The following is a 22,604-nucleotide window of genomic DNA, read 5'->3' as shown; positions in this document are numbered from 1 at the left end:
AATTATCAAACTAAGCGTAAAATGCGCGCTCATTTCGGCTTTTATACTATTAATTCCTTGCCTTAAACCGACCGGCCGAAACGGTAGAAGGCTCTATTAACCGTAAGGAATATCCATGCGTCATTACGAAATCGTATTCATGGTTCACCCTGATCAGAGTGAGCAAGTTGCTGGTATGATCGAACGTTATACTGGTTCTATCACTGAAGCAGGTGGTTCAATCCACCGTCTTGAAGACTGGGGCCGTCGTCAACTGGCTTACCCAATCAACAAACTTCATAAAGCTCATTATGTTCTTATGAACGTTGAAGCACCAACTGAAGTAATCAGCGAGCTAGAAACTACTTTCCGCTACAACGATGCAGTGCTTCGTAACTTAGTTATGCGTACTAAAAATGCTGTAACTGAAGCGTCTCCTCTTGCAAGAGAAGAGAAGAAAGAAGCACCAGCTGCTTAATTGTTTTGAGTCCTAGCATGGCAGATGACTATAATGGTTAGCCCATATATGAATCAGCTGGTTATATCGGGTGTTGTATGTAAAACACCTAAGTATAATCAAAGCCCCGCAGGCATCCCGCATTGTATTTTTGTTGTAGAACATAAATCAATGCAAGTTGAAGCAGATCTTAACCGTAATAGTTATGTTCGGCTTCAAGTAGTTGCAAGCGGTAAGCAAATGCAACAACAGACTCAACATTTGCACGTTGGGCAGGCATTGCAAGTGAGTGGTTTTTTAAATCGCCACGAAGGTCGTAACGGCCTTAGCCAATTGGTTTTGCATGCTCAGCATATAGAAAGAATTAATTGAGGAATTTATCTCATGGCACGTTATTTCAGACGTCGTAAGTTCTGCCGCTTTAAAGCGGAAGGCGTACAACAAATCGATTACAAAGATCTAGCTACTCTTAGAAACTATGTTACAGAAAGTGGCAAAATCGTACCTAGCCGTATTACAGGTACTAGCGCTAAATACCAGCGCCAGCTAGCAACTGCTATTAAGCGTGCTCGCTACTTAGCCCTTCTTCCATACACTGACTTACATAAGTAAGCAGCGGATTAACAGTTTTTAAAAGGTGTAGAAACATGCAAGTTATTCTACTAGATAAGATCGCTAACCTAGGTGGCCTAGGTGACCAGGTTGATGTTAAATCTGGCTTCGCACGTAACTTCCTTTTCCCGCAAGGTAAGGCAGTTCCTGCAACTAAAGCAAACATTGAAACGTTTGATGCTCGTCGCGCAGACTTAGAAGCGAAAATCGCTGAACAGTTAACTGCTGCACAAGCACGCGCTGACAAACTTGAAGCTCTAGCTGAAGTTACATTAGTATCTAAAGCTGGTGACGAAGGTAAGCTATTCGGTTCAATCGGTACTCGTGACATCGCTGACGCTATCTCAGCTGTTGGTGTTGAAGTTGCAAAATCAGAAGTTCGTTTACCTCTAGGTACTATCCGTGAGACTGGCGAATTTGACGTTGCAATCGCAGTACACTCAGAAGTAACAGCTACTATTAAAGTAATCGTTATTGCTGAAGCTTAATTTTTAATTAAGCCCAAAAAGCCGTGCAATTTGCACGGCTTTTTTGTATCAAAAATCCTCTCAAGTACACCTGTAAAAAATTATTTAACTTTTTATTATTTTGTTTAAACCTTTCTCTACTGTTTTTGCGTCTAACTAATCAATACACTAGGATTTGATTGTTTTACCTTAAAAGTAAACAGCCCCTAACTAAAATAATTAAAAGGCGACATCACGGATGTTACACACTAAGCCCGAGCAAACGCCATTATGCGATAGTGCATTAATAGAGCGAGCTAAATCGGGTGATCAAAAAGCATATAAGGCACTTTATGACCTGCATATAAAGCGGGTGTATGGCTTATGTTTGCGTTTATTAGCCGATGAAACACATGCAGAAGATGCAACACAAGAGGTGTTTGTCCAGGTCTGGCATAAACTTAAACAGTTTGATGAACGCTCACAGTTTTCTACTTGGCTATATAGTGTTGCAAGTAACATTACGATTAGTTATGTGCGCAAGCATAAAAACTGGTTAAATAAAGTGATCAGCCTTGAACAAAGTGGAATGGATGAGCAAACGGCAGAGGCTTGCCAAGGGTTAAATGGCCTCGACAAATTAATTGTACGCTTACCCGAACGCGCTCGAATGGTATTTGTTTTATATGCAATTGAAGGTTATCGCCATGAAGAAATAGCCAATAAATTAGGTATGGCTGTTGGCTCTAGTAAATCGCAATACCATCGCGCAAAGCAATTATTACAACAGTGGTACGACTATGAATAAGCCCGATTTTGATAACTATTTAAATGATTCGTTAGCGAGTTTAGATAAAGAAATAGAACCTAATAAAGTACTTTGGAGTGGTGTGGAACACGCGATTGTTAACACCTCTTCTGATAGTGAAAACAAGGCAACATGGCCAAAGTTAACGGCAATGGCAGCGTGTATTATTGCGTCAGTTTTAACATTTAATGTATTAGTTTTAAATGAAAATACGAACGATGTTATCGCAATGAATGACTACTTTAGTAAACAAAAAAGTACTTTGTTAGTGCAGTACAAAGGCCAAGATGCTTTAACCGATAATTGGCAAATTCAATTACAAGAGCTTGAACAAGCAGCACAAGCTATTAATAAAGCACTTGAGAATGAACCACACAATCAAGCGCTATTAACCATGTTAGCGCAAGTTTATCAGCAACAACTCGATTTAATTAACAAGGTGCATGCACCGCGTTGGCAGCATATTTAGGGGAATGACATGAAAGTAATTATATTTGGATTAAGCATATTACCATTGAGCGTATTTGCCGGTGAAAAAATAGATAAGCAAATAGAAGTGCCTAGCGGTGGTACCATATTTATTGAAAATCAGCGTGGTGATGTAAGTATCACTGGTTGGGATAAAAATGAGCTTAAGGTATCGGGCGAGTTAGATGATAAAGCTGAAGGGTTTGAGCTTAACACTGAGGGTAATACCACGCAATTTATTGTAAAAATGCCGCGTAAGCTTGGCTGGGGTAACAATGGTGATGGCTCTAATTTAACCATTTTTATGCCTAAGCAAAGTCGTTTAGAATTTGAAGGTGTTAATGTATCAGTCACTGCAGAAATACTTGAAAATGGTGCTGAAGTGGATGTTGTTAATGGTGAAATAACCGCAGGTAACCTGATAGGTAATATTAAACTGACCACTGTAAATGGTGATGTCAATGCGCTTAATTTAAATGGCAACATACAGTTTAGTACCGTAAATGGTGAAATTAACGATAATGAGTCAAGTGGAGAACTGCGTTTTAGCGCAGTCAATGGTGATATAAAATCAAGTTCGACTGCAAACGATGTACGCCTTGAAAATGTAAATGGCGATATCGATTTTAAACTCTCGAGTATTAAAAATTTACGTATTAATACCGTAAACGGTGAAGCCGAAATACATATTAAAGAACTTCTAAATGGCAGTGATGTACGTTATGAATCGGTAAGTGGTAATGCCGATTTTTATTTTCCAGCTGAGGTGTCTGCTAAATTTGAAATCGAGGCGCATGCTGGTGGGAAAATTGTAAATAAGATTACTAGCGATAAAGTAAACAAAGCTAAATACGGACCGTCAAGTGACCTTGAGTTTAATGTTAATGGTGGCCATGCTGATATTGAAATGGACACAATTAGTGGCCATATTTCACTTCGCAAGCAGTAGCCGATAAATATTCACTAAAAAGCAGGAAAAGATTTCCTGCTTTGCTATTTTCACAGCCCCATCAAGTCGATAGAATAGAGCCATTCAAATTTAGTACTGTGAAGTTATGGCCAAACCAGATAAGCAAGTCGATACTCTTAAAGTTCCTCCCCATTCAATCGAAGCTGAACAATCAGTTTTAGGTGGCTTAATGCTTGATAATCAAGCGTTTGACCGCGTCGCTGAGCGCGTGGTGTCGCAGGACTTTTATACTCGCACGCATAAACTTATTTTTGAAGCCATGACAGCGCTTGCCGAAATTGGCGATCCTATCGATTTGATCACTATTTCTGAAAACCTAGAAAAAAATGATCAACTTGCCGGTATTGGTGGTTTTGCTTATTTAGCTGAAATAGCAAAAAATACCCCAAGTGCCGCCAATATTGATGCATATGCCGACATTGTTCGTGAACGCGCCGTTGTTCGCGAAATGATCGGGGTTGCAAATGAAATTGCTGAAGCAGGTTTTAACCCCGAAGGACGTACGAGCCACGAACTTTTGGATTTAGCTGAAAGCCGCGTATTTAAAATTGCCGAGCAACGTACCAAAAGTAGCGAAGGCCCGCAAAGTATTCACAATATTCTTGAAAAAACAATTGATAAAATCGAAGAGTTATACTCGCAACCACAAGATGGTGTTACGGGTGTAAGTACCGGTTATGCCGACCTAGATAAAATGACGACCGGTTTACAGCCTTCTGATTTAATCATTGTTGCCGCGCGTCCATCAATGGGTAAAACCACGTTTGCAATGAACCTTGCCGAGCATGCCGCTATGACACAAGATAAGCCTGTGCTTATTTACTCATTAGAGATGCCTTCTGAGCAAATTATGATGAGAATGTTGGCCTCACTTGGGCGTATTAATCAAACTAAAGTACGTACAGGCCAACTTGATGATGATGATTGGGCTCGCCTTTCTTCTACTATGGGCTTGTTGATGGATAAAGGTAAGATGTATGTTGATGATGCCTCAGGCCTAACCCCTACTGATGTGCGCTCACGAGCACGACGTATAGCTCGGGATCATGGGGGGATTAGTATGATCATGGTCGACTATCTTCAATTAATGCGAGTACCGAGTTTATCTGATAATCGTACCTTAGAAATTGCAGAAATTTCTCGCTCATTAAAAGCACTCGCAAAAGAATTACAGTGTCCGGTTGTGGCGCTTTCGCAGCTAAACCGTACGCTAGAGCAGCGTGCTGATAAACGACCAATTAACTCCGATTTGCGTGAGTCTGGGTCGATAGAGCAAGATGCCGATTTAATCATGTTTATCTATCGCGATGAAGTATACAACGAAGAGAGTACCGAAAAAGGGATTGCTGAAATTATCATTGGTAAGCAGCGTAATGGCCCTATTGGTAAAGTTAGATTGACATTCCAAGGTCAGTTTTCTCGCTTTGATAATTATGCGGGCCCTGCAGTAGATGACGATTACTAATGCGTTTAGCGACTGCTGAAATAAATTTATCTGCCTTGGCGCATAATTTAAAACAAGTTAAATTTTTTGCGCCAAAATGTAAGGTAATGGCGGTATTAAAAGCGAATGCATACGGCCATGGATTAGTAAAAATTGCTCAGCATTTAAATGATGCTGATGCATTTGCTGTCGCGCGAATTGACGAAGCACTTGCATTACGGGCAGGGGGACTTACTAAACCGATTGTTTTACTCGAAGGCTTTTTTAATAAAGCTGATTTACCTCTTTTATTAGCGAATAATTTTCAAACGATTATTCACGATGAAAACCAACTCGCAGCGATAGAGTCAGCACAGCTTGAAGCTCCAATACGCTGCTGGTTAAAGGTCAATACAGGGATGCACCGTTTAGGCATTGCACCAGCGCAATTTAATGCGTTTTATAACCGATTACAAACAACAAAAAATGCCCATAATACGGTTAATTTAATGACTCATTTTTCGTGCGCTGACGACATTAATAATCATAAAACTGCGCAGCAAGTTAGCTTATTTCAATCACTGGTTGGTAATATTGATCAAGCTCATTGCTTATCTAACTCAGCGGGTATTATTGCTTGGCCAAGCGGACATGGCGATTGGGTACGCCCAGGTTTAATGTTGTATGGTGTATCACCTATGGCGAATCAAGTAGGTCAACAGCATGGTTTAAAGCCGGTGATGCGTTTAACAACGAAAGTGATTGCTGTGCGTGAGGTTGCAGCACACGAGGCGGTAGGTTATGGCGGTCGCTGGCAAAGCGAAAAACCGACACAATTAGCTGTGGTTGCAATGGGTTATGGTGATGGCTATCCTCGTCATGCTAAAGAAGGGACTCCGGTTATGATTGCAGGACAGCGATACGCCATAGTAGGTAGTGTTTCGATGGATATGATTAGTATCGATATTGGTAACAATCTCCATAATGTAAGAGTCGGAGATGAAGTGATTATGTGGGGTGATGAGTTACCCGTAGAAGAAATCGCTAAATGCGCTGATACAATTCCCTACGAGTTATTGTGCAATATTACACCGCGCGTAAGTTATCAGTACCAGCGTTAATGGGGTTATAGTTAATATAACGTCGTTAACGTTATTTATTCTTTAATAAAATAGATGTCACTAAAGCCCATGCGTGCAAACTCTTGATCGCGAAAATTACGCGATGCAGATGAGCCTTTTGAGGTCATCTCTATTTGTTGTATCATGCTTAAATAATTTGTTAAATCAATTCCTTCGGCTGCAGCAATTGCTTGATACATGTCGTGGTATTTGTCTTTAGCGAAATTAATTTCACGTGGTTGGTTTTTAAATTTGTACGTTATTCTGCGCGCCATAGTTTGCTCAGTTAAATTGCCTAATACAGCGATTTTACACTGTATTGTAACGATAAGTAAAAAGAGAAAATAATGAAATTATCTGTAGAGATTAGTAAGTACCCACTTCACCAAGATTATATTCCATTTATTAAAGGGTTTATCGAGCGTTTAAACGAATACGATAACTTAAAAGTAATAACAAATACGTTATCTACGCAAATATTTGGCGACTATGATTTAGTGATGAAAGTGATTAACACCGAAATAAAGCGCTCGTACGAAGAATTTGGTAAAGCTATTTTTGTATGTAAATTCCTTTGTGGTGATTTATCACCTGAATAACACCTCACTTGACGGTAAATATTATTATGGATTTTTTAACACAAACTTTAAGTGGCTTTACAGCCATGTCGCATTGGGAGTATATAGCCGTTGGCTTATCAATGGCTTATTTGCTACTCGCAATAAAAGAAAGTTTGTGGTGTTGGCCAGCCGCTTTTTTTAGCACGCTTATTTATACAATTTTGTATTGGAATGGGGCGTTATTAATGGAGTCGTTGCTAAACTTCTATTATATGTACATGGCGGTATACGGTTGGCTGGCATGGCGAAAAAACAAATCTAATAGTGATTTAAAAATTACCTCTTGGCCAATTAAAAAGCATATTACGTTAATTATATTCACGACGATTAGTGCCGCCAGTATTGGTTATTTTATGGCTGAATTTACACATGCTGATTTTGCTTACCTAGATAGTTTTACAACCTGTTTTGCTGTAGTAACGACCTACTTAGTGGCTAAAAAAGTACTAGAAAACTGGCTTTATTGGATAGTGATTGACGCAGCTTCAATGTACTTATACTTTGAAAAAGGCTACTACCCAACCTTGGCGTTATTTATATTTTATACCATTATGGCCGCGTGGGGTTTTAAAACGTGGTACGAAGAATACGCACAAACTAAAAACGCAAGTTTGGCGCAAGCTTAAGTTATGCTAACCCGCCAACGTATTAATGCGATATGCAGTAAATTTATTGGCGAAAGCAAGCTGCTTAACTACAACAAGCTTAACAACGGCCTCAGTAATGACAATTACTTACTTAATTGCACTGATAAGCAATACTTACTTAAATGCTATAAAGAGCATTGGCCTTATGTTGCGCTCAGTGCACAGCAGCAGCTGAGCGAATCACATATTTGTTCTGCGCCTATTTGGTTCGACGAAATAAATAAATGGGCGGTATTTGATTATATTACAGGCCATGAAACAACCAAGCACACTGTATCGAATGAGTTACTCGAAAAATTAGTCTCCCTCCATTTATATCCTGTTAAAACACAAGTGTTAGATATTGCTCAAGCATTAAGTGCATACGACAAGAGTGCGGTTTATCAGCAATATAAAAGTCAGCTCAAACAAGCACTATATAAAGTGTCGGTTATGCCTACTGATATTGCTTTTTGTCACAATGATTTAGTAAAAGAAAATATTATTGATAACGAAAATGGGACATATTTTATTGATTTTGAATATGCACAAAGTAACGATGTTTACTTTGATTTAGCGGCGTTATCGGTGAGTTTTAATTTAAATAATGAAGCGCAGGAGCAGTTGCTTACACGTTATTTTAAGTCTATCGAAAACCGTTTTTATTGCTCAATAGAAAAGCTTAAGTATTTTCAGTTATTTTATTTAATACTTAGTATTGCTTGGTATGAAGAGCGTGGAATTACTGACAAGGCAGCAGAATTACACGCGCAACTTAATAAAATAGGGGCTTTATAAGCCACCAAATCGTGCAGCAAGCTCTTTGTATTTAGCAACTTCATCGCCATCAAATTGTAGTTCGCCATTTTCATCTTTAGATTTCGCTATTAACAAGCTTTCGCGCGCTAAGCGTTTAACACGTTCTACTTTTACACCTAAAAAATCGGCAACCTGTTCGGTCGACATTAAACTCATAGTTTTTTCCTTTTTTTATTTATTCTCATAGTAAGCTAATACTCATTTGTTTCAAGAGTAAGTGCAACTTTAATTAATTAGTTTATCTATTTTAGCTTAAAGTACAAAAAAAACAGATTTATGCTGAAAATATAAGCATATAAACAGGCTAGGCTAGCATTTAGTCTTGTATAGCTTTATCATTGCCGATGCTAAAGCACTGATATCGCGAGTTGGTGTGGCGGCACAAATGTGCTCTCGTGGTGAAATGGATATCACGTGGCCCTCCGGAGGCTGAGTTGTAGGTTCGATCCCTACCGAGAGCGCCATTTGAACTAAACCTTTGTGGTAGTGCTCACTGTCATATCAAAATAATTGTAATCCTTTTGTATTTATAGATTAGACTTTTATAGGTAAAAGTGATATTTGTTCTAAATCTATTATTAAAAAATATTTAAAGTGCGTTGTTATGCAAATTAATTTGCCTATATCAGAATTAGTACCAGGAATGTATGTTGACAGCGTGTCTAAACAGCAAGAAACCGTCAATGGAATAAAAATTAAAACTCGTGGCTTTGTCCATGATAAAGCATTGATAAGTCGCTTATATAAAGAAGGTGTACTTGAGCTGCTTATTGATTTTAATAAAAGTAAGACTGCTATTCCCGCAAAGTATAAAACCGCTCAACCTTCTGCAAAAGCAGATACTCAGTTAGCTAAAAAAAATAACAAAGCAACCAAAGCCGAAAAAAGTGCCGTGGTTATAGAGCAAGAGTTTGCCAAAGCAAGTGCCGACCATGAACTGCATCAACGCGTATTAAATAACGCCTACAACGATTTAACAAAAGGGCTTGCACTTAAGCTAAGTTGTTTTGATGCCATTGCTCAAGAAGTTGTTGATTCGGTATTTCGTAATCAAAATGCGATGAGTATGCTTACTCGGATCAAAGATAAGCAGAGCTATAATTGGCGGCATATGATTAATTGCGCAATTTATGTATCTGCCTTTTCTAAATTCTTAGGCTACGATAAAAGCAAATGCTATGAATTTGCTATGGGCGCATTGCTACATGATATTGGCCAAACTAAGTTGCCTCAAGGTATTTTTTCTAAACCGAGTAAAGTGACTGCCAATGAAATGGTCACGATTAAAAAGCATGTAGCATTGAGTTTGGGGCTTGTAAAAGGGGAGGAAGGTATTACCCCCATTATGTTAGATATGATTGTAAATCATCATGAACGTCTTGATGGTTCGGGTTATCCTCGTGGTTTAAATGCAAACAAAATTAGCACTCCCGCACGTATTATGGCAATCGTTGATGTGTTCGATGCATTAACAGCCGATAAAGCGCATCAAGATGGTGATGAACCGATTAATGCCTTACGTTATTTATTAGCAAACAAAGAACTGTTTGATAGCGAGTTAGTGCAGCGTTTTATTAAGTGTTTAGGAGTACACCCGGTTGGCACATTGGTAAAACTAACTAATGAACGCCTTGCTATTGTATTAGAAGGTAACCTAGATAACCCTATAAAGCCTAAAGTAAAACAGTTTTATAATGCGAAACACCATCATAGTGTTACGCCAAAAGACATTCATTTAAATGAGCGAGAGGATATTAAAATTATTACTACGATTAAACCACTTGATTATCAAATTAATTTAGCTCGTTTGTTAAAAGAGCACTTGTTGGTTTAGTGTTTTTTTTGCGTTTAATTTTATTGGTTTTTGCTGAAATATACCCACCTAAAAAACAACTTATCATTAATGTAAGCCACAATAATGTGCCGTATTGAGAATGTAATGCAATACAGCATAATGCCAGTGATGCAAATGCACTTGTGATTGCACTCAACCAGTAATGAGTGACGGGATTATCACAGTCACCTTCTTTAGTGCAGGCACAATAGTTGGCCTTAAAAAAGCAATATACACTGGCACCACAAAACAAAAGTGCAAAAATAATAAAAGTAATGAACACAATGAAGCTTCCTTTATAACTTTATAGCGAGTGTAATTTGCAATTTTAACCAAGTCAATCTAAATGATAATTAATTACATTTAGAGTATATACTCTAATAACACATTTCTCATCCGATGAGTATTAAATAGTTGTTAAAATGTAGTTAAAAAACATGTTTTTTACGATTATTTGATGTTTTATTACAGTTTTTTATTTTTTTTTAAGGTAATGTAGCGCAGTTAAATATTACCAATTGTATAAAAATAAGTTTTTGGCTATTAAAAAAGTGCATAAATGCATGTGTTATAGAACAAATAAATAGTCACTACTATGTGTAACCCACAGTGCCGCGCAATAAACTTGCTTGGCATTGCCATAATGTACTTATTTTATAAATTGAATTGGTATTACTAAATAGTAAACAGACAACCTCCCACATAGTGCGTTGGGCTAAGGACACATAATGAAATTTTCAAAAACGTTAATTGCAGCTTCGCTTGCAGTTATCTCTGCAGATACGTTTGCTGCAGCTTTTCAATTAGCAGAACAAAATGCATCGGGCTTAGGCCGAGCTTATGCCGGTGAAGCTTCGATTGCCGATGATGCATCGGTTGTTGCACGCAACCCAGCATTAATGACTTTATTTAAAGACAAGCAACTAAGTATTGCGGCTATCGCGGTAATACCCGATGTTAGTTTAGAAGGCACTGAGACTAATAACGGTGTTGATCCAAGCGCGCTAGATGATGACAGTATTGCCCCAAGTGCCGTGGTACCTGCTGCATACTTTACTATGCCATATAACGATAAAGTATCACTTGGTTTTGGTGCTTTTTCTAACTTTGGCTTATCAACTAAATTTGACGATGATTACGCTGCTGGTTTAATTGCGGGTGAGACTGAGATATTTACCGTAAACTTAAATGCCAGTGTTGCTTATAAAGTTAGCGAACAGTTTAGCTTTGGTGTTGGCTTAAATTATATCTATGCCGATGCAACGGTAATTCGTAAAGTGGGTGCTAATGAGAGCCTAGCATTTGGTACTGATGCAGTAAATCTTCAAGGTGATGATACTGGTTTAGGTTTAAATGTCGGTGTAATGTACCAATTAGACGACAACAGCCGTTTTGGTTTTAACTACCGCAGCGAAACAGACATTACTTTCGAGGGTGAGTTCTCTAATGAACTACCTGCAGCAGTGGGTGGCTTACAAGGTACTCAACTTCCGGGCTCTGTAGAGATTACCTTACCAGCGATCGCTGAGTTTTCTGGTTCACATCAATTAGATGAAAAACTAGGTCTACATTACAGTGTTTTATGGACTGGTTGGAGTAGCTTTGAGTCACTTGAAGCGCAAGTTACAGCACCTTCTGGCGCTCAGTTCTCAGCATTTGATAAAAATGAAAGCTTTGATGATGCATTTCGTTATTCAATTGGAACCGATTACCAATACAACGAAAACTTATTATTACGTGCCGGCGTTGCATTTGATGAGTCGCCAGTATCGCAACAGCATTTATCAATTTCTATCCCAGATACCGATCGTTTTTGGTTCTCATTTGGTGGTAATTACGCCATCGACAAGCAATCGAATGTCGATTTAGGTGTTAGTATTATCCGTGGTAAAACACAAAACTTCACTGAAACAGATGAAGCGGGTAGCCAATGGTCATTTGAATCTAAAGGCCATGCTGTACTTGTTGGTGCACAATACAACTACAGATTTTAATATCGTGATACCTTGTAGTTAATTGCAAGGTACAAAAAAGCCGCTCATTTTAATATATGAGCGGCTTTTTTAATGCCTATTAAATAGTTTTAATAGGCATTTTATGAAAGCTTATAAACTTTCTATTTTAGTCTTTTGCTCTAGTAGCTTGGTTTTAGCGTCAGTGAACTCAGCAAGTTTAGCGTTCTCTTTAGCAAGTACCGCTTCAGGTGCGTTGTTAACAAACTTTTCGTTAGCGAGTTTGTTTTGTACCTGCGCTAAGCCCTTTTCTGCTTTTTCTAGCTGCTTATTAATACGAGCAAGTTCAGCTTCAACATCAATTAAGCCCGCCATTGGGATCATGATCTCAAGGTTGCCAACATACGATGTTGCACATGCTGGCGCATCATCTTTACTTGCTAATAAAGTAAACTCTTCAATTTTAGCCAGTGATGCTAAAAATGATTTATTCTCAGCAATGCGGCGCTCATCGTCACTTGATGCATTAGCAAGTAATACACTAAGCGGCTTACTCGGACTAATGTCCATTTCACCACGAATAACACGAATAGCTAAAATAAATTGCTTAACCCACTCTAAATCGTCCATCGCTTGCGCATCAACATTGGCATCGTTAAACACAGGGAAGCCTTGCACCATAATGCTGGTGTTTTCGGTGTTAAGCCCTGCAAGCGGAGCAACGCGTTGCCAAATAGTTTCGGTAATATATGGCATCATTGGGTGCATTAAGCGTAGTAAGCTTTCAAGTACTGTAATTAGTGTATTACGTGTACCGCGCTGTTGTGCCTCTGTACCTTTAAATAATACAGGCTTAGTAAGCTCTAAATACCAATCACAGAATTGGTTCCATGTGAATTCGTAAAGTGTATTAGCAGCAAGGTCAAAGCGATAATTATCTAAGTGCTCAGTATAGGTTTGAATGGTTGATTCAAATTGCCCTAATACCCAACGGTCAGCTAATGATAGCGTTTTTTCAGCACCGTTAAAGCCACAATCTTGTTCTTCTGTGTTCATTAATACGTAACGGCTTGCGTTCCATAATTTATTACAGAAGTTACGGTAACCTTCAAGACGGCTCATATCCCAATTGATATCACGCCCTGTTGTTGCCATTGCCGCTAGGGTAAAGCGTAATGCATCGGTACCATGTGCTTCAATGCCATTATCGAATGTTTTACGGGTGTTTTTTTCAATCTTTTTAGCTACTTTTTCTTGCATTAAGTTGCTAGTACGTTTGGTGACTAAGCTTTCAAGATCAATACCATCAATCATATCGATAGGGTCAAGTACATTACCTTTCGATTTTGACATTTTGTCGCCATTTTCATCACGAATTAGGCCAGTAACATACACTGTTTTAAAAGGGACTTGTGGCTTACCGTTATCATCTTTTACAAAATGTAGGGTCATCATGATCATGCGCGCAACCCAGAAAAAGATAATATCAAAACCAGTGACCAGTACGTCCGATGGATGAAATACTTTTAAGTCATTAGTATTAGCAGGCCAGCCTTGTGTTGAGAACGTCCAAAGTGCCGAGGAGAACCAGGTATCAAGTACGTCTTCGTCTTGGTTTAATACAACGTCATCGGCAATATTATTATCACGACGCACTTCAGCTTCATCGCGACCAACGAATACATTGCCTTCGTTGTCGTACCAAGCAGGGATACGGTGTCCCCACCAAAGTTGGCGTGAAATACACCAATCTTGTACATCATTCATCCACGAAAAATACATGTTTTCGTACTGTTGAGGTACAAATTTAATATCACCATTTTTAACTGCATCTTTTGCCGGCTCTGCAAGTGGAGCAACACGTACGTACCATTGGTCGGTAAGTAAAGGTTCTATTACTACACCAGAGCGGTCGCCGTATGGGACAGTTAAGTCGTGGTCTTCAATTTTTTCAAGTAAGCCAAGTTGTTCAAATTCGGCAACAATGGCTTTACGTGCAGCAAAACGCTCAAGGCCGTGTAAACGCTCAGGAATGGGCGCATCAAATGCCAGTTCTTTACCATCAAAGGTGTAAGTTTCGCCCTGAGTTAAGATTGCTGCGTCTTTATCAAAGATATTAATCATCGGCATTTTATGGCGTTTGCCGACTTCATTATCATTAAAGTCGTGAGCTGGGGTGATTTTTACACAACCCGTGCCTTTATCTTTATCGGCATGTTCATCGGCCACAATAGGGATACGGCGATTCACGATAGGCAGTAAAATTTCTTTACCAATTAAGCTTTGGTAGCGTTCATCGTCTGGATTAACTGCAACACCTGAGTCGCCTAGCATGGTTTCTGGGCGTGTCGTTGCCACGATAATGTAGTCTTTTCCGTCGGCCGTTTTTACGCCATCAGCGAGTGGGTAGCGTAAATTCCACATGTGGCCTTTTTTATCTTTGTTTTCTACTTCAAGATCAGAAATTGCGGTGTGTAATTTAGGATCCCAGTTTACTAAGCGTTTACCACGGTAAATTAGGTTTTCTTTATGTAAACGAACAAACACTTCTTTCACAGCTTCAGATAAGCCGTCATCCATCGTAAAGCGTTCGCGATCCCAATCAACCGACGCCCCTAAGCGACGTAATTGTTTGGTAATTGTGCCACCTGATTGGTTTTTCCAATCCCAAATTTTATCAATAAATGCGTCGCGGCCTAAATCGTGACGTGTTTTACCTTCTTCTGCAGCAAGCTTACGCTCGACTAGCATTTGAGTCGCAATACCGGCGTGATCTGTACCTACTTGCCATAAGGTGTTGTTACCTTGCATGCGTTTAAAGCGCGTTAAAGTGTCCATAATGGTATCTTGGAACGCGTGGCCCATGTGTAAGCTACCAGTAACATTTGGTGGTGGGATCATAATTGAATATGCATCGCCTTTGCCCGTTGGTTTAAAGTAGCCTTTTTCTTCCCAGTCTTGGTATAGCGACTGTTCAATATCTTGCGGATTGTAGGTTTTATCCATTACACAGAACCTTAAATAAGTACTTAAATTAGTTAATTAACTCACCACTAAGGGGTTAGTTATTTATATCTTGAGTGCTGATATTTGCACCGAGTTGACGCAGCATTTTAAAACGCTCGCGAGCTGCTTGTTTAGCATTTGGCTCTACTGGTACAAAATCGAAAACTTGGTGAAACCTGCGAATGAAATCCGGTAAGTTTGTTGCCAAATTAATTAAAACTTTACGATTGCCAACGGGTGGCGTGGTGCCTATTTCTACCGGCGCGCCACCTTTTGGGCCTTCGCCTTGTAAATTGTGTGGAACAAAACTGTTAGGATCAAAAGTCCAAATAGTTTCGTCTATCGCGAAGGCGTCTTCATTGTTATCTACAAATATAAAAACTCGTTGACCTTGGCGATATTGCTGTGCTGCTATGTCTGCTGCCAAAGCAAAATGATCGTCGGCACGTGCGTTAGACTCATCTTCTTGCTTTAGAACAAAAAATTGCGCATTCATAGCCATGGTACAGAGGTTTCCTATTACCCAAAATGAGCGGTTAGTATAGATACATAAAGTAAGGGAGAGATTTTGCCATACAACGGGGTTTGCTTCAATTTAAACGTGTGTAATGTGCTAAAAAATAAGGCGCCAAAAGGCGCCTTATTCAATTATTTTTTTTGTTAATCGTGTGATGTATCATTAATACCAGCACGGTTTAACAAATATTGAGTTAGCATAGGAACGGGACGACCCGTAGCTCCTTTTTTAGCCCCACTGCGCCAAGCCGTACCAGCTACGTCAAGGTGAGCCCAATTATACTTTTTAGTAAACTTAGATAAAAAGCAGGCCGCCGTAATTGTGCCCGCAGAGCGTCCGCCTAAGTTAGTGAAATCGGCAAATGGGCTCTCTAGTTGGTCTTGATAATCATCCCATAGCGGTAACTGCCATGCACGGTCGCCACTTTGCTCCGAAGCTTTGAGTAAGTCATGAGCTAACGGGTTATGGTTTGATAGTAAGCCAGTTGCATGAGCGCCAAGAGCCACAATACATGCACCTGTTAAAGTCGCCACATCAATAACTGCATCGGGTTCAAAGCGTTCAACATAAGTAAGTGCATCACATAAAACTAAGCGCCCTTCAGCATCGGTGTTAAGTACTTCAACCGTTTGCCCAGACATGGTTGTTAAAATATCACCCGGGCGGTAAGCATTTGAGCTTGGCATATTTTCACAGCCAGCCAGTACACCAATCACATTAATAGGCAATTGCATTTGTACTAATGAGCGCATAGCTCCAAGTACACCTGCGGCTCCACCCATATCGTATTTCATTTCATCCATGGCTTCACCAGGTTTAATTGAAATACCGCCCGAGTCGAACGTTAACCCTTTACCAACTAAGACAATAGGGGGCTGATCGCTGGCGCCACCTTGGTAATTAATTACCGACATAACTGATTCGTTATCACTACCACGACCCACAGCTAAGTATGAATTCATACCTAACTCAGCCATTTTTTCTTCGCCAATGATATCAACGCTGACATTATCGAATTGGCTTTCTAAGGTTTGTGCTTGCTCGCCCAAATAAGCAGGGTTACAAATGTTAGGAGGCATGTTGGCAACGTCTTTACATAACTTGCTACCGGCAGCAATTGCTAAACCATGCTCAATCGCGTTTTCGCCAATGGTTAATTCGCGGCGAGTGGGCACATTAAATACAATTTTTCGAAGCGGACGGCGAGGGTCTACTTTTTTACTTTTTAATTGATTAAACGTATATAAACAATCTTGTGTTGTTTCTACTGCCTGGCGTACTTTCCAGTAAGTATCACGACCTTTAACATGTTGCTCTGTTAAAAAGCACACCGCTTCCATTGAGCCTGTGTCATTTAAGGTATTGATTGTTTTTGAAATAATTTGTTTATATTGCTTGTCATCTAACTCACGTTCTTTACCACAACCAACTAATAAAATACGTTCGCTAAGTACGTTAGGTACATGGTGTAATAATAAAACTTGGCCAGGCTTACCTTCTAAGTCGCCACGGCGCAATAAATTAGAAATATAGCCATCGCTTATTTTATCGAGTTGTTCGCCAATGGGGGATAACCTACGTGGTTCATATACACCCACTACAATACATGCACTACGCTGTTTTTCTGGGCTACCACTTTTTACGCTAAATTCCATTGTCACTCCTAATTATGAGTTGTTTAGCAATTAAATAAGGGCTAAAAAACCAATTTCTAGTCTTTTAGTGAATAATTAGCAACTCAATGCTGTTTATTGAACTTTATATGTATACGGGTAACTAATGCAACTATATCACCACTATATGTCAATATATTGAGCGGCTGGGTAGGATATTTAATTGCCATAGCTTATAATATAGGGTCTGTTGTCGGTTTAAAGTAGCTAAAACAGGTATTTTCTTATTAATAATTCACATAATTAGTGAAAATCTCTATTTACAGGGGCGAGTATTGCTTATTTTTCGTTATTTGACTGCTGAAGTTTTAAAGTCGCAAGTCGCCGTATTTTTAACCTTAATGACCATCTTTTTGTCACAAAAGTTTGTGGTTATTTTAGGTGATGCCTCAGAAGGGAGTATTCCCGCGAAACTTGTTTTGTCGATGATCGCTCTAAAATTGCCACAGTTGGCATCATTAATACTTCCGTTAAGTATATTTTTGGGAATTATTTTAGCGTATAGCCGAATTTATGCCGACAGCGAAATGACTGTATTAAAGGCATGCGGTGTGAGTGAATGGTACGTTGTTAGAGTAACCTTAATTTCGAGTGTAGGCCTGGCTATTTTAGCGGCTGCATTAACAATGTATGTTGCGCCTTGGGCCAGCGAGCAAGAGTATCAACTAAAAGAGAAAGCGAAAGCTGATGCAGGGTTATCGGCTCTGAGGGCTGGGCGTTTTCAACAAACGGGTAATGAAAAATCAGTGGTGTTTATTCATAACATTGATAACGGAGGCAAAGAGCTTAACAAGGTGTTTGTAGCTCAACTACCCGATACCGAAAAAGACAACTTAGCACGGCTAGTGTACGCCGAGAAAGGCGTGGTGGTTGAATCGCAAACGGGCGAGCAACAACTGCTTTTAACCGATGGCAAACGTTACGAAACCGATGGCACAACTCCCGCTTTAAACCTCACAGAGTTTGATGGCTACAGTGTCCAAATTCGTGAGCAAGAAATAGAGCATCAGCGTCGTAAATTAGAAGCCATTCCAACGGCTAACTTGCTTGCACTTAATACCTCTGAAGCGATTGCACAATGGCAATGGCGTATTGCTATCCCTTTATCTATTCCACTATTAACATTGCTGGCAGTTCCTTTGAGTGTTGTAAATCCACGACAAGGAAAATTTGCTAAGTTAGTTCCAGCCATTAGTTTATATTTAGGTTATTTTATTTTGCTTAATGCGGCTAAATTTGCGGTTGAAGATGGAAAAATACCCCCATCTATTGGTTTGTGGTGGATACATTTATGCGCATTATTTGTGGGTGGCTTATTGATTATTAAAGGCCGACCTTTAGGTGTGATGCTAAAAGCCATGTGGTCTAAAAGGGAGCAAAGCGCATGATGAAAACGCTTGATTGGTACCTTGGACGTAGCATTTTACAAACGACAGGGTTTGCATTATTGGTGCTTGTGGGTATAAGCACCTTAATAAAGTTTATCGAACAGTTAAAATCGGTAGGGCGCGGTAGTTACGATATCATGTCGGCATTATTGTATACCGTTTATAGTATTCCTGGTGATTTAGTCGTGTTTTTTCCGATGGCCGCACTGATTGGCGGTTTAACAGGGCTTGGTGCGTTAGCCTCAAATAGTGAGTTAGTTGTTATGCAGGCGGCAGGGATGTCTCGTTTGCAAATTATTGGCTCGGTAATGAAAACAGCCATATTAATGGCTTTGTGCATGATGGCTCTTGGTGAATGGGGAGCGCCCGAAGCACAGCAATACGCTAAAGAAATGCGTAATCAGGCGATTCATGGTGGTGATGTGTTTAATGCCCAAAAAGGCGTGTGGGCAAAAGACGGTGACAATTTTATTAATATAGATGATGTCGATCAAAATGGGATGTTGCATGGTGTTCATATGTATCATTTTAATAAAACACTCGATTTAACTAAAATCACAAAAGCCAAAGAGGCCGTAAGTCGTGATAATGGCTGGCTATTGCGTGATGTTAATAAAGTACATATCAGCAAAGAAAAAATCACCTCTGATCATGTTGATGAAGAGTTTTATAATTCGCAACTTACCGCAGAAAAACTAGATGTCGTATCAGTAAAACCAGAGTCACTATCATTTACAGGATTATGGTCTTATTTAGGGTATTTACAGCAAAATGAACAAGACACCAGTACCTATGAGTTAGCACTATGGCGAAAGCTTATGCAACCCGTGTCGGTTGCAGTCATGTTACTGGTTGCATTGTCGTTTATATTTGGCCCACTGCGTACTGTGACTATGGGCGCACGTATTATTATGGGAGTAGTCACCGGGATCGTATTTCATCTTACGAACGAAATATTTGGACCCGTAGTTATGGTATATCAAATACCCGCCATTATTGGCGCGGTTGTACCTAGTATTATATTTATAAGCTTTGCCACATATTTAATGAATAAACGAGTTTAATATTAATTAACCGTTAACCAAAAAACGTGACCAAATGGTCACGTTTTTTGTGTATAAAGTATTGTCGATTAAATTTTTAATCAAGCTCTCGGTAAATACGTTTATTTTCTTCTTTTGTTAAAGTGATGACTTCGGTTTTAGATATGTAATCTTGTAATGCTTTATGGTTTTTAAAATCGCATAAAACAATTAAATTACCCATCCCAAGCAATGCACTTACACTGCGTATAACCGATTGTCGCCAACTAATAAGATTGCCATCAAGGGTTTGTACTTTTAAACGCCAAGCTCGCATGCCAATTGTTTGTCCACTTTTAGTCCAAAAATAAGCAAAAAATGAGAGCGAAACCACCACTAAAAGACATGTACGAATACTTGATAATATAATTGAGTTTTGAATTAGTGCAGAGACATCTTCTGCACCATTTAGACTAATAACATCAATAGAAATAAGCCCCTGCACTGCAAATAAATATAACACCACACTGAGCATAGCAAATGCAATTATAGCTAACGTATCATATACAAGTGATGCAAAACGGCGCCAAAAACCTGCACGTGGAAACTCATCTGACATAAATAAACTCTAATGATTAAGATGCATGTGAGTTTATCAAAAAAACAGCGAAAAACTAAGCGTTATACCTATCAGGTAAAACATTTTTAACAGTATTAAAATACAAGAAACAGAATCGTTGGTTGAATGTTAATCAGTTGACCAAGCTATTGCTATAAAAGACTTGCCGCCAACCACATTGTTTGTATAATAGCTGCCATAGAGACGAAGACAAGGTTGATAAGTCCTAGCTCTAAAGTGGTTTTTCTTTATCTTCTCTTGTTTTAGAAGGTTAAAGAAAAATGATGCCAGCGTGATGAAATTGGTAGACATGGGGGATTCAAAATCCCCTGCAGCAATGCGTGGCGGTTCGAGTCCGCCCGCTGGTACCACTTTTTACAACCCCAGCTAATTGGCTGGGGTTTTTTTATGCCCGAAATAAAATGATAATATTCGCGATAAAACTTTAAACCAATACCTTATTTTGTGAATATTTTAATAAGGATAAACCCCAATGTTATGGGCTATTTTGATGGGGTGTAAGTGGCATTACATTGTCAGTACAGTTTACTGGTTGTTTATAGATAGCTCATCATCGAAACTCTCAAGATATAAGTGTACCGTTATACAATAGAGAAGTTCGTGGCTTTTAGGTTACCTTTATTAATGAAAATCTTATCTAGTTTATTATTCAATAATTAACGCTTGGTATTGTACTCGGCCGTTAATATAAGCACCTAGATAAATTGGTAAAACATCAAAAAAACAAACGCTGTTTTTATTAACAGTAATATGTCTGGCAATGCAACCATCCCCGTAACTTTCGACCATAGGCGGTCATGGCATCGTTAAGGCGAGTATTAAAATAATGGAAATATATTTACGACTTGCTAAGCCCCATATGCTTACAGCAAAGCTGCTGTAACTGACGATAATAATAGTCACTAACATGGCCGATACTGGCGGAATAAATTGACTTAACATGGCAGGAATAGTGATTTTTACAATTGTCGCTATCTTTTTTTTATTTGCTAAAAACAATGAAACATTGCAATTAATAGTAGTGTTGTAAAGAAGTCATAATCACTCGAAGCTATTAGCGATTACATTAGGTTAGTTAGTATAAATAACGTTTAGGTATAAAAAAGAGAGCCTAATACACACTGTATTGACTCTCTAACGTTGGTAATTAAATGGTTTTAGATAGACACAACCACTTTACCAACGGCCTGACCACTTGCAAGGCGGTCGTGTGCTTTGGCTATATCGGTAAAATTAAAATTAGTTTCGTCTAGCACAGGCGTTAATTTACCCGCATCAACAATGCCAGCTAGCTTAGTAAGTATTTCGCCGTGTTGCTCACGTTTATGATCATGCAGCATGGGAATGAGCATAAGCACAACATGTAACGATAAGCCTTTAAAGTGAGCGGTGGTTAAATCTAGCTCTACCATAGAAACCGTAGTTGCTATGTGGCCGTTTAACGCAGCAGCATCAAATGAATTAGTAAGATTAGCCCCACCAATAGAGTCGTAAACCACGTCAAAACCAGCCCCTTTGGTATGTTTTTCAACATAATCGGCTACTGTCTCTGTTTTGTAATTAATTGCGGTTGCGCCAAGTTTCTCTATTAAAGCAGATTGAGCATCACCGCCGCCAGTTGAATACACATCCCCGCCAAAATAGTTAGCTAATTGTAGTGCGACATGACCAACACCGCCTGAGCCTCCGTGTACTAATACTTTTTGGCCTTGGCTAACCCCCGCACGAATTAAACCTTCGTACGCAGTAATGCCCACCAGTGGTAAGGCGGCAGCCTCACGCATTGAAATACTTTTGGGTTTGTGAGCAATTAACTTCACATCAACAAGCATAAATTCTGCTAAAGCACCTTGTAAGTCAGCTAAACCACCCGCACACCCATATACTTCATCACCAACAGCAAAGCCTGTTACACCTTCGCCAACTTCTTCAATAGTGCCTGCAAAGTCCATCCCTAATACGGCTGGCAAGGCGGGGGTTATTGGCCCTAATGCTTCACCCATTGATCTGATCATTGTATCAACGGTATTAACACTTGATGCCGCTACTTTTATTACAACATGGCCAGCTTTAACTGAAGGTTTATCGATGTTCGCTACTGTAAATACGTTACTTTCACCAAATTCATTGATAGTCATTGCTTTCATGGTTAGCTCCTTAATATCGTTTTTGGGCTTAATGTGTTTAGTAGATTAAGTATATTTACAAACAATAACTTTGATA

General features: G+C 39.3%; 24 protein-coding genes and 2 tRNA genes. 18 read left to right on the top strand and 8 right to left on the bottom strand.

Annotation, left to right across the window (positions count from 1 at the left end; genetic code table 11):
- Positions 1-115 precede the first annotated feature (115 nt).
- The 9 genes from rpsF to alr all read left to right on the top strand — a co-directional run bounded on the left by rpsF (position 116) and on the right by alr (position 6,284).
- A complete protein-coding gene (gene rpsF / locus J8L70_RS02725) occupies positions 116-457 on the top strand; it encodes a 30S ribosomal protein S6 (RefSeq protein WP_211053933.1) in 342 nt (113 codons plus the stop codon).
- A 33-nt stretch (positions 458-490) separates the two neighbouring features.
- Positions 491-808, top strand: a complete 318-nt coding sequence (gene priB, locus J8L70_RS02720) for a primosomal replication protein N (RefSeq protein ID WP_211053932.1) — start codon at positions 491-493, stop codon at positions 806-808.
- A 12-nt stretch (positions 809-820) separates the two neighbouring features.
- A complete protein-coding gene (rpsR, locus tag J8L70_RS02715; RefSeq protein ID WP_002962753.1) occupies positions 821-1,048 on the top strand; it encodes a 30S ribosomal protein S18 in 228 nt (75 codons plus the stop codon).
- 35 nt (positions 1,049-1,083) lie between these two features.
- Complete coding sequence (gene rplI, locus J8L70_RS02710) at positions 1,084-1,536, top strand: 50S ribosomal protein L9 (protein ID WP_211053931.1); 453 nt, start codon at positions 1,084-1,086, stop codon at positions 1,534-1,536.
- A 217-nt stretch (positions 1,537-1,753) separates the two neighbouring features.
- Complete coding sequence (locus J8L70_RS02705) at positions 1,754-2,302, top strand: sigma-70 family RNA polymerase sigma factor (protein WP_211053930.1); 549 nt, start codon at positions 1,754-1,756, stop codon at positions 2,300-2,302.
- On the top strand, positions 2,295-2,771 hold the full coding sequence (locus J8L70_RS02700) for a hypothetical protein (RefSeq protein ID WP_211053929.1): 477 nt from the start codon (positions 2,295-2,297) through the stop codon (positions 2,769-2,771). The genes J8L70_RS02705 and J8L70_RS02700 overlap by 8 nt, the downstream gene beginning before the upstream one ends.
- Before the next feature lie 9 nt (positions 2,772-2,780).
- Entirely contained in the window at positions 2,781-3,719 is a 939-nt protein-coding gene (locus tag J8L70_RS02695) for a DUF4097 family beta strand repeat-containing protein (protein ID WP_211053928.1), read from the top strand.
- A gap of 106 nt (positions 3,720-3,825) precedes the next feature.
- Positions 3,826-5,205, top strand: coding sequence for a replicative DNA helicase (gene dnaB / locus J8L70_RS02690; protein WP_211053927.1), 1,380 nt, complete (start codon positions 3,826-3,828; stop codon positions 5,203-5,205).
- A complete protein-coding gene (alr, locus tag J8L70_RS02685; RefSeq protein WP_211053926.1) occupies positions 5,205-6,284 on the top strand; it encodes an alanine racemase in 1,080 nt (359 codons plus the stop codon). The genes dnaB and alr overlap by 1 nt, the downstream gene beginning before the upstream one ends.
- 35 nt (positions 6,285-6,319) lie before the next feature.
- On the opposite strand, the gene J8L70_RS02680 is transcribed toward alr, so the two are convergent.
- The gene (locus tag J8L70_RS02680; protein WP_211053925.1) at positions 6,320-6,559 is read right to left on the bottom strand and encodes a DUF2960 domain-containing protein; all 240 of its coding nucleotides are present in this window, start codon (positions 6,557-6,559) and stop codon (positions 6,320-6,322) included.
- Positions 6,560-6,631: 72 nt separating this feature from the next.
- On the opposite strand from J8L70_RS02680, the gene J8L70_RS02675 reads away from it, so the two are divergent.
- Genes J8L70_RS02675 through J8L70_RS02665 form a run of 3 tightly spaced genes read left to right on the top strand, consistent with a single transcriptional unit; the run spans position 6,632 to position 8,328 of the window.
- A complete protein-coding gene (locus tag J8L70_RS02675; RefSeq protein ID WP_211053924.1) occupies positions 6,632-6,883 on the top strand; it encodes a hypothetical protein in 252 nt (83 codons plus the stop codon).
- Between the two features lie 26 nt (positions 6,884-6,909).
- Positions 6,910-7,530, top strand: a complete 621-nt coding sequence (pnuC, locus tag J8L70_RS02670) for a nicotinamide riboside transporter PnuC (protein ID WP_211053923.1) — start codon at positions 6,910-6,912, stop codon at positions 7,528-7,530.
- A gap of 3 nt (positions 7,531-7,533) precedes the next feature.
- Complete coding sequence (locus J8L70_RS02665) at positions 7,534-8,328, top strand: phosphotransferase (RefSeq protein ID WP_211053922.1); 795 nt, start codon at positions 7,534-7,536, stop codon at positions 8,326-8,328.
- Here the strand turns inward: J8L70_RS02665 and J8L70_RS02660 are convergent.
- Positions 8,323-8,505, bottom strand: coding sequence for a helix-turn-helix domain-containing protein (locus J8L70_RS02660; protein WP_211053921.1), 183 nt, complete (start codon positions 8,503-8,505; stop codon positions 8,323-8,325). The two genes, J8L70_RS02665 and J8L70_RS02660, sit on opposite strands and share 6 nt — an antisense overlap.
- A 233-nt stretch (positions 8,506-8,738) precedes the next feature.
- On the opposite strand from J8L70_RS02660, the gene J8L70_RS02655 reads away from it, so the two are divergent.
- Together J8L70_RS02655 and J8L70_RS02650 are read left to right on the top strand one after the other, a co-directional pair.
- Positions 8,739-8,813, top strand: a tRNA-Arg gene (locus tag J8L70_RS02655).
- Positions 8,814-8,953: 140 nt separating this feature from the next.
- A complete protein-coding gene (locus tag J8L70_RS02650; RefSeq protein WP_211053920.1) occupies positions 8,954-10,183 on the top strand; it encodes an HD domain-containing phosphohydrolase in 1,230 nt (409 codons plus the stop codon).
- Here J8L70_RS02650 and J8L70_RS16020 read toward each other — a convergent pair.
- Positions 10,143-10,466 carry a hypothetical protein gene (locus J8L70_RS16020; RefSeq protein WP_348772120.1) on the bottom strand — a complete coding sequence of 108 codons (324 nt, stop codon included), beginning with the start codon at positions 10,464-10,466 and terminating at the stop codon, positions 10,143-10,145. The two genes, J8L70_RS02650 and J8L70_RS16020, sit on opposite strands and share 41 nt — an antisense overlap.
- Positions 10,467-10,911: 445 nt before the next feature.
- On the opposite strand from J8L70_RS16020, the gene J8L70_RS02645 reads away from it, so the two are divergent.
- Positions 10,912-12,177, top strand: a complete 1,266-nt coding sequence (locus tag J8L70_RS02645) for an outer membrane protein transport protein (RefSeq protein ID WP_211053919.1) — start codon at positions 10,912-10,914, stop codon at positions 12,175-12,177.
- Positions 12,178-12,288: 111 nt separating this feature from the next.
- Here J8L70_RS02645 and J8L70_RS02640 read toward each other — a convergent pair whose 3' ends face one another.
- From J8L70_RS02640 to pepA, 3 genes are all read right to left on the bottom strand, one after another.
- Positions 12,289-15,141 (bottom strand): valine--tRNA ligase, encoded by a 2,853-nt coding sequence (locus J8L70_RS02640; RefSeq protein ID WP_211053918.1) that lies wholly within the window; start codon positions 15,139-15,141, stop codon positions 12,289-12,291.
- Positions 15,142-15,196: 55 nt separating this feature from the next.
- A complete protein-coding gene (locus tag J8L70_RS02635) occupies positions 15,197-15,643 on the bottom strand; it encodes a DNA polymerase III subunit chi (RefSeq protein WP_211053917.1) in 447 nt (148 codons plus the stop codon).
- A 158-nt stretch (positions 15,644-15,801) separates the two neighbouring features.
- Positions 15,802-17,313: a leucyl aminopeptidase gene (gene pepA / locus J8L70_RS02630; RefSeq protein WP_211053916.1), complete on the bottom strand. Its 1,512-nt coding sequence runs from the start codon at positions 17,311-17,313 to the stop codon at positions 15,802-15,804.
- A 293-nt stretch (positions 17,314-17,606) separates the two neighbouring features.
- Between pepA and lptF the strand changes: the two genes are divergently transcribed.
- Together lptF and lptG are read left to right on the top strand one after the other, a co-directional pair.
- Entirely contained in the window at positions 17,607-18,719 is a 1,113-nt protein-coding gene (lptF, locus tag J8L70_RS02625) for an LPS export ABC transporter permease LptF (RefSeq protein WP_211053915.1), read from the top strand.
- Positions 18,716-19,783, top strand: coding sequence for an LPS export ABC transporter permease LptG (lptG, locus tag J8L70_RS02620; protein ID WP_211053914.1), 1,068 nt, complete (start codon positions 18,716-18,718; stop codon positions 19,781-19,783). Before lptF ends, lptG begins: the two co-directional genes overlap by 4 nt.
- A gap of 76 nt (positions 19,784-19,859) precedes the next feature.
- Here the strand turns inward: lptG and J8L70_RS02615 are convergent, their stop codons facing one another.
- Complete coding sequence (locus J8L70_RS02615) at positions 19,860-20,360, bottom strand: RDD family protein (protein WP_211053913.1); 501 nt, start codon at positions 20,358-20,360, stop codon at positions 19,860-19,862.
- 286 nt (positions 20,361-20,646) lie between these two features.
- Here J8L70_RS02615 and J8L70_RS02610 point away from each other — a divergent pair.
- Positions 20,647-20,731: transfer RNA gene (locus tag J8L70_RS02610), tRNA-Leu, on the top strand.
- Between the two features lie 807 nt (positions 20,732-21,538).
- Here J8L70_RS02610 and J8L70_RS02605 read toward each other — a convergent pair.
- Positions 21,539-22,528 (bottom strand): zinc-dependent alcohol dehydrogenase family protein, encoded by a 990-nt coding sequence (locus tag J8L70_RS02605; protein WP_211053912.1) that lies wholly within the window; start codon positions 22,526-22,528, stop codon positions 21,539-21,541.
- Between the last annotated feature and the right edge of the window lie 76 nt (positions 22,529-22,604).

The sequence above is a fragment of the Pseudoalteromonas sp. MMG010 genome (genome assembly GCF_018100905.1).
In the GTDB taxonomy this organism is placed as follows: Bacteria; Pseudomonadota; Gammaproteobacteria; order Enterobacterales; family Alteromonadaceae; genus Pseudoalteromonas.
Note: the sequence above shows the minus strand (reverse complement) of the source record. Positions and strands in the feature narration are given on the sequence as shown.

Coding starts and splice junctions, on each gene's coding strand:
- lptG (WP_211053914.1), top strand. CDS start 18,716: ATGATGAAAACGCTTGATTGGTACCTTGGACGTAGCATTTTACAAACG.
- rpsF (WP_211053933.1), top strand. CDS start 116: ATGCGTCATTACGAAATCGTATTCATGGTTCACCCTGATCAGAGTGAG.
- rplI (WP_211053931.1), top strand. CDS start 1,084: ATGCAAGTTATTCTACTAGATAAGATCGCTAACCTAGGTGGCCTAGGT.
- priB (WP_211053932.1), top strand. CDS start 491: ATGGTTAGCCCATATATGAATCAGCTGGTTATATCGGGTGTTGTATGT.
- J8L70_RS02650 (WP_211053920.1), top strand. CDS start 8,954: ATGCAAATTAATTTGCCTATATCAGAATTAGTACCAGGAATGTATGTT.
- J8L70_RS02705 (WP_211053930.1), top strand. CDS start 1,754: ATGTTACACACTAAGCCCGAGCAAACGCCATTATGCGATAGTGCATTA.
- J8L70_RS02660 (WP_211053921.1), bottom strand. CDS start 8,505: ATGAGTTTAATGTCGACCGAACAGGTTGCCGATTTTTTAGGTGTAAAA.
- J8L70_RS02680 (WP_211053925.1), bottom strand. CDS start 6,559: ATGGCGCGCAGAATAACGTACAAATTTAAAAACCAACCACGTGAAATT.
- J8L70_RS02640 (WP_211053918.1), bottom strand. CDS start 15,141: ATGGATAAAACCTACAATCCGCAAGATATTGAACAGTCGCTATACCAA.
- alr (WP_211053926.1), top strand. CDS start 5,205: ATGCGTTTAGCGACTGCTGAAATAAATTTATCTGCCTTGGCGCATAAT.
- J8L70_RS02615 (WP_211053913.1), bottom strand. CDS start 20,360: ATGTCAGATGAGTTTCCACGTGCAGGTTTTTGGCGCCGTTTTGCATCA.
- dnaB (WP_211053927.1), top strand. CDS start 3,826: ATGGCCAAACCAGATAAGCAAGTCGATACTCTTAAAGTTCCTCCCCAT.
- pepA (WP_211053916.1), bottom strand. CDS start 17,313: ATGGAATTTAGCGTAAAAAGTGGTAGCCCAGAAAAACAGCGTAGTGCA.
- J8L70_RS02665 (WP_211053922.1), top strand. CDS start 7,534: ATGCTAACCCGCCAACGTATTAATGCGATATGCAGTAAATTTATTGGC.
- pnuC (WP_211053923.1), top strand. CDS start 6,910: ATGGATTTTTTAACACAAACTTTAAGTGGCTTTACAGCCATGTCGCAT.
- J8L70_RS02645 (WP_211053919.1), top strand. CDS start 10,912: ATGAAATTTTCAAAAACGTTAATTGCAGCTTCGCTTGCAGTTATCTCT.
- J8L70_RS02605 (WP_211053912.1), bottom strand. CDS start 22,528: ATGAAAGCAATGACTATCAATGAATTTGGTGAAAGTAACGTATTTACA.
- J8L70_RS02675 (WP_211053924.1), top strand. CDS start 6,632: ATGAAATTATCTGTAGAGATTAGTAAGTACCCACTTCACCAAGATTAT.
- J8L70_RS02695 (WP_211053928.1), top strand. CDS start 2,781: ATGAAAGTAATTATATTTGGATTAAGCATATTACCATTGAGCGTATTT.
- rpsR (WP_002962753.1), top strand. CDS start 821: ATGGCACGTTATTTCAGACGTCGTAAGTTCTGCCGCTTTAAAGCGGAA.
- J8L70_RS02635 (WP_211053917.1), bottom strand. CDS start 15,643: ATGGCTATGAATGCGCAATTTTTTGTTCTAAAGCAAGAAGATGAGTCT.
- J8L70_RS02700 (WP_211053929.1), top strand. CDS start 2,295: ATGAATAAGCCCGATTTTGATAACTATTTAAATGATTCGTTAGCGAGT.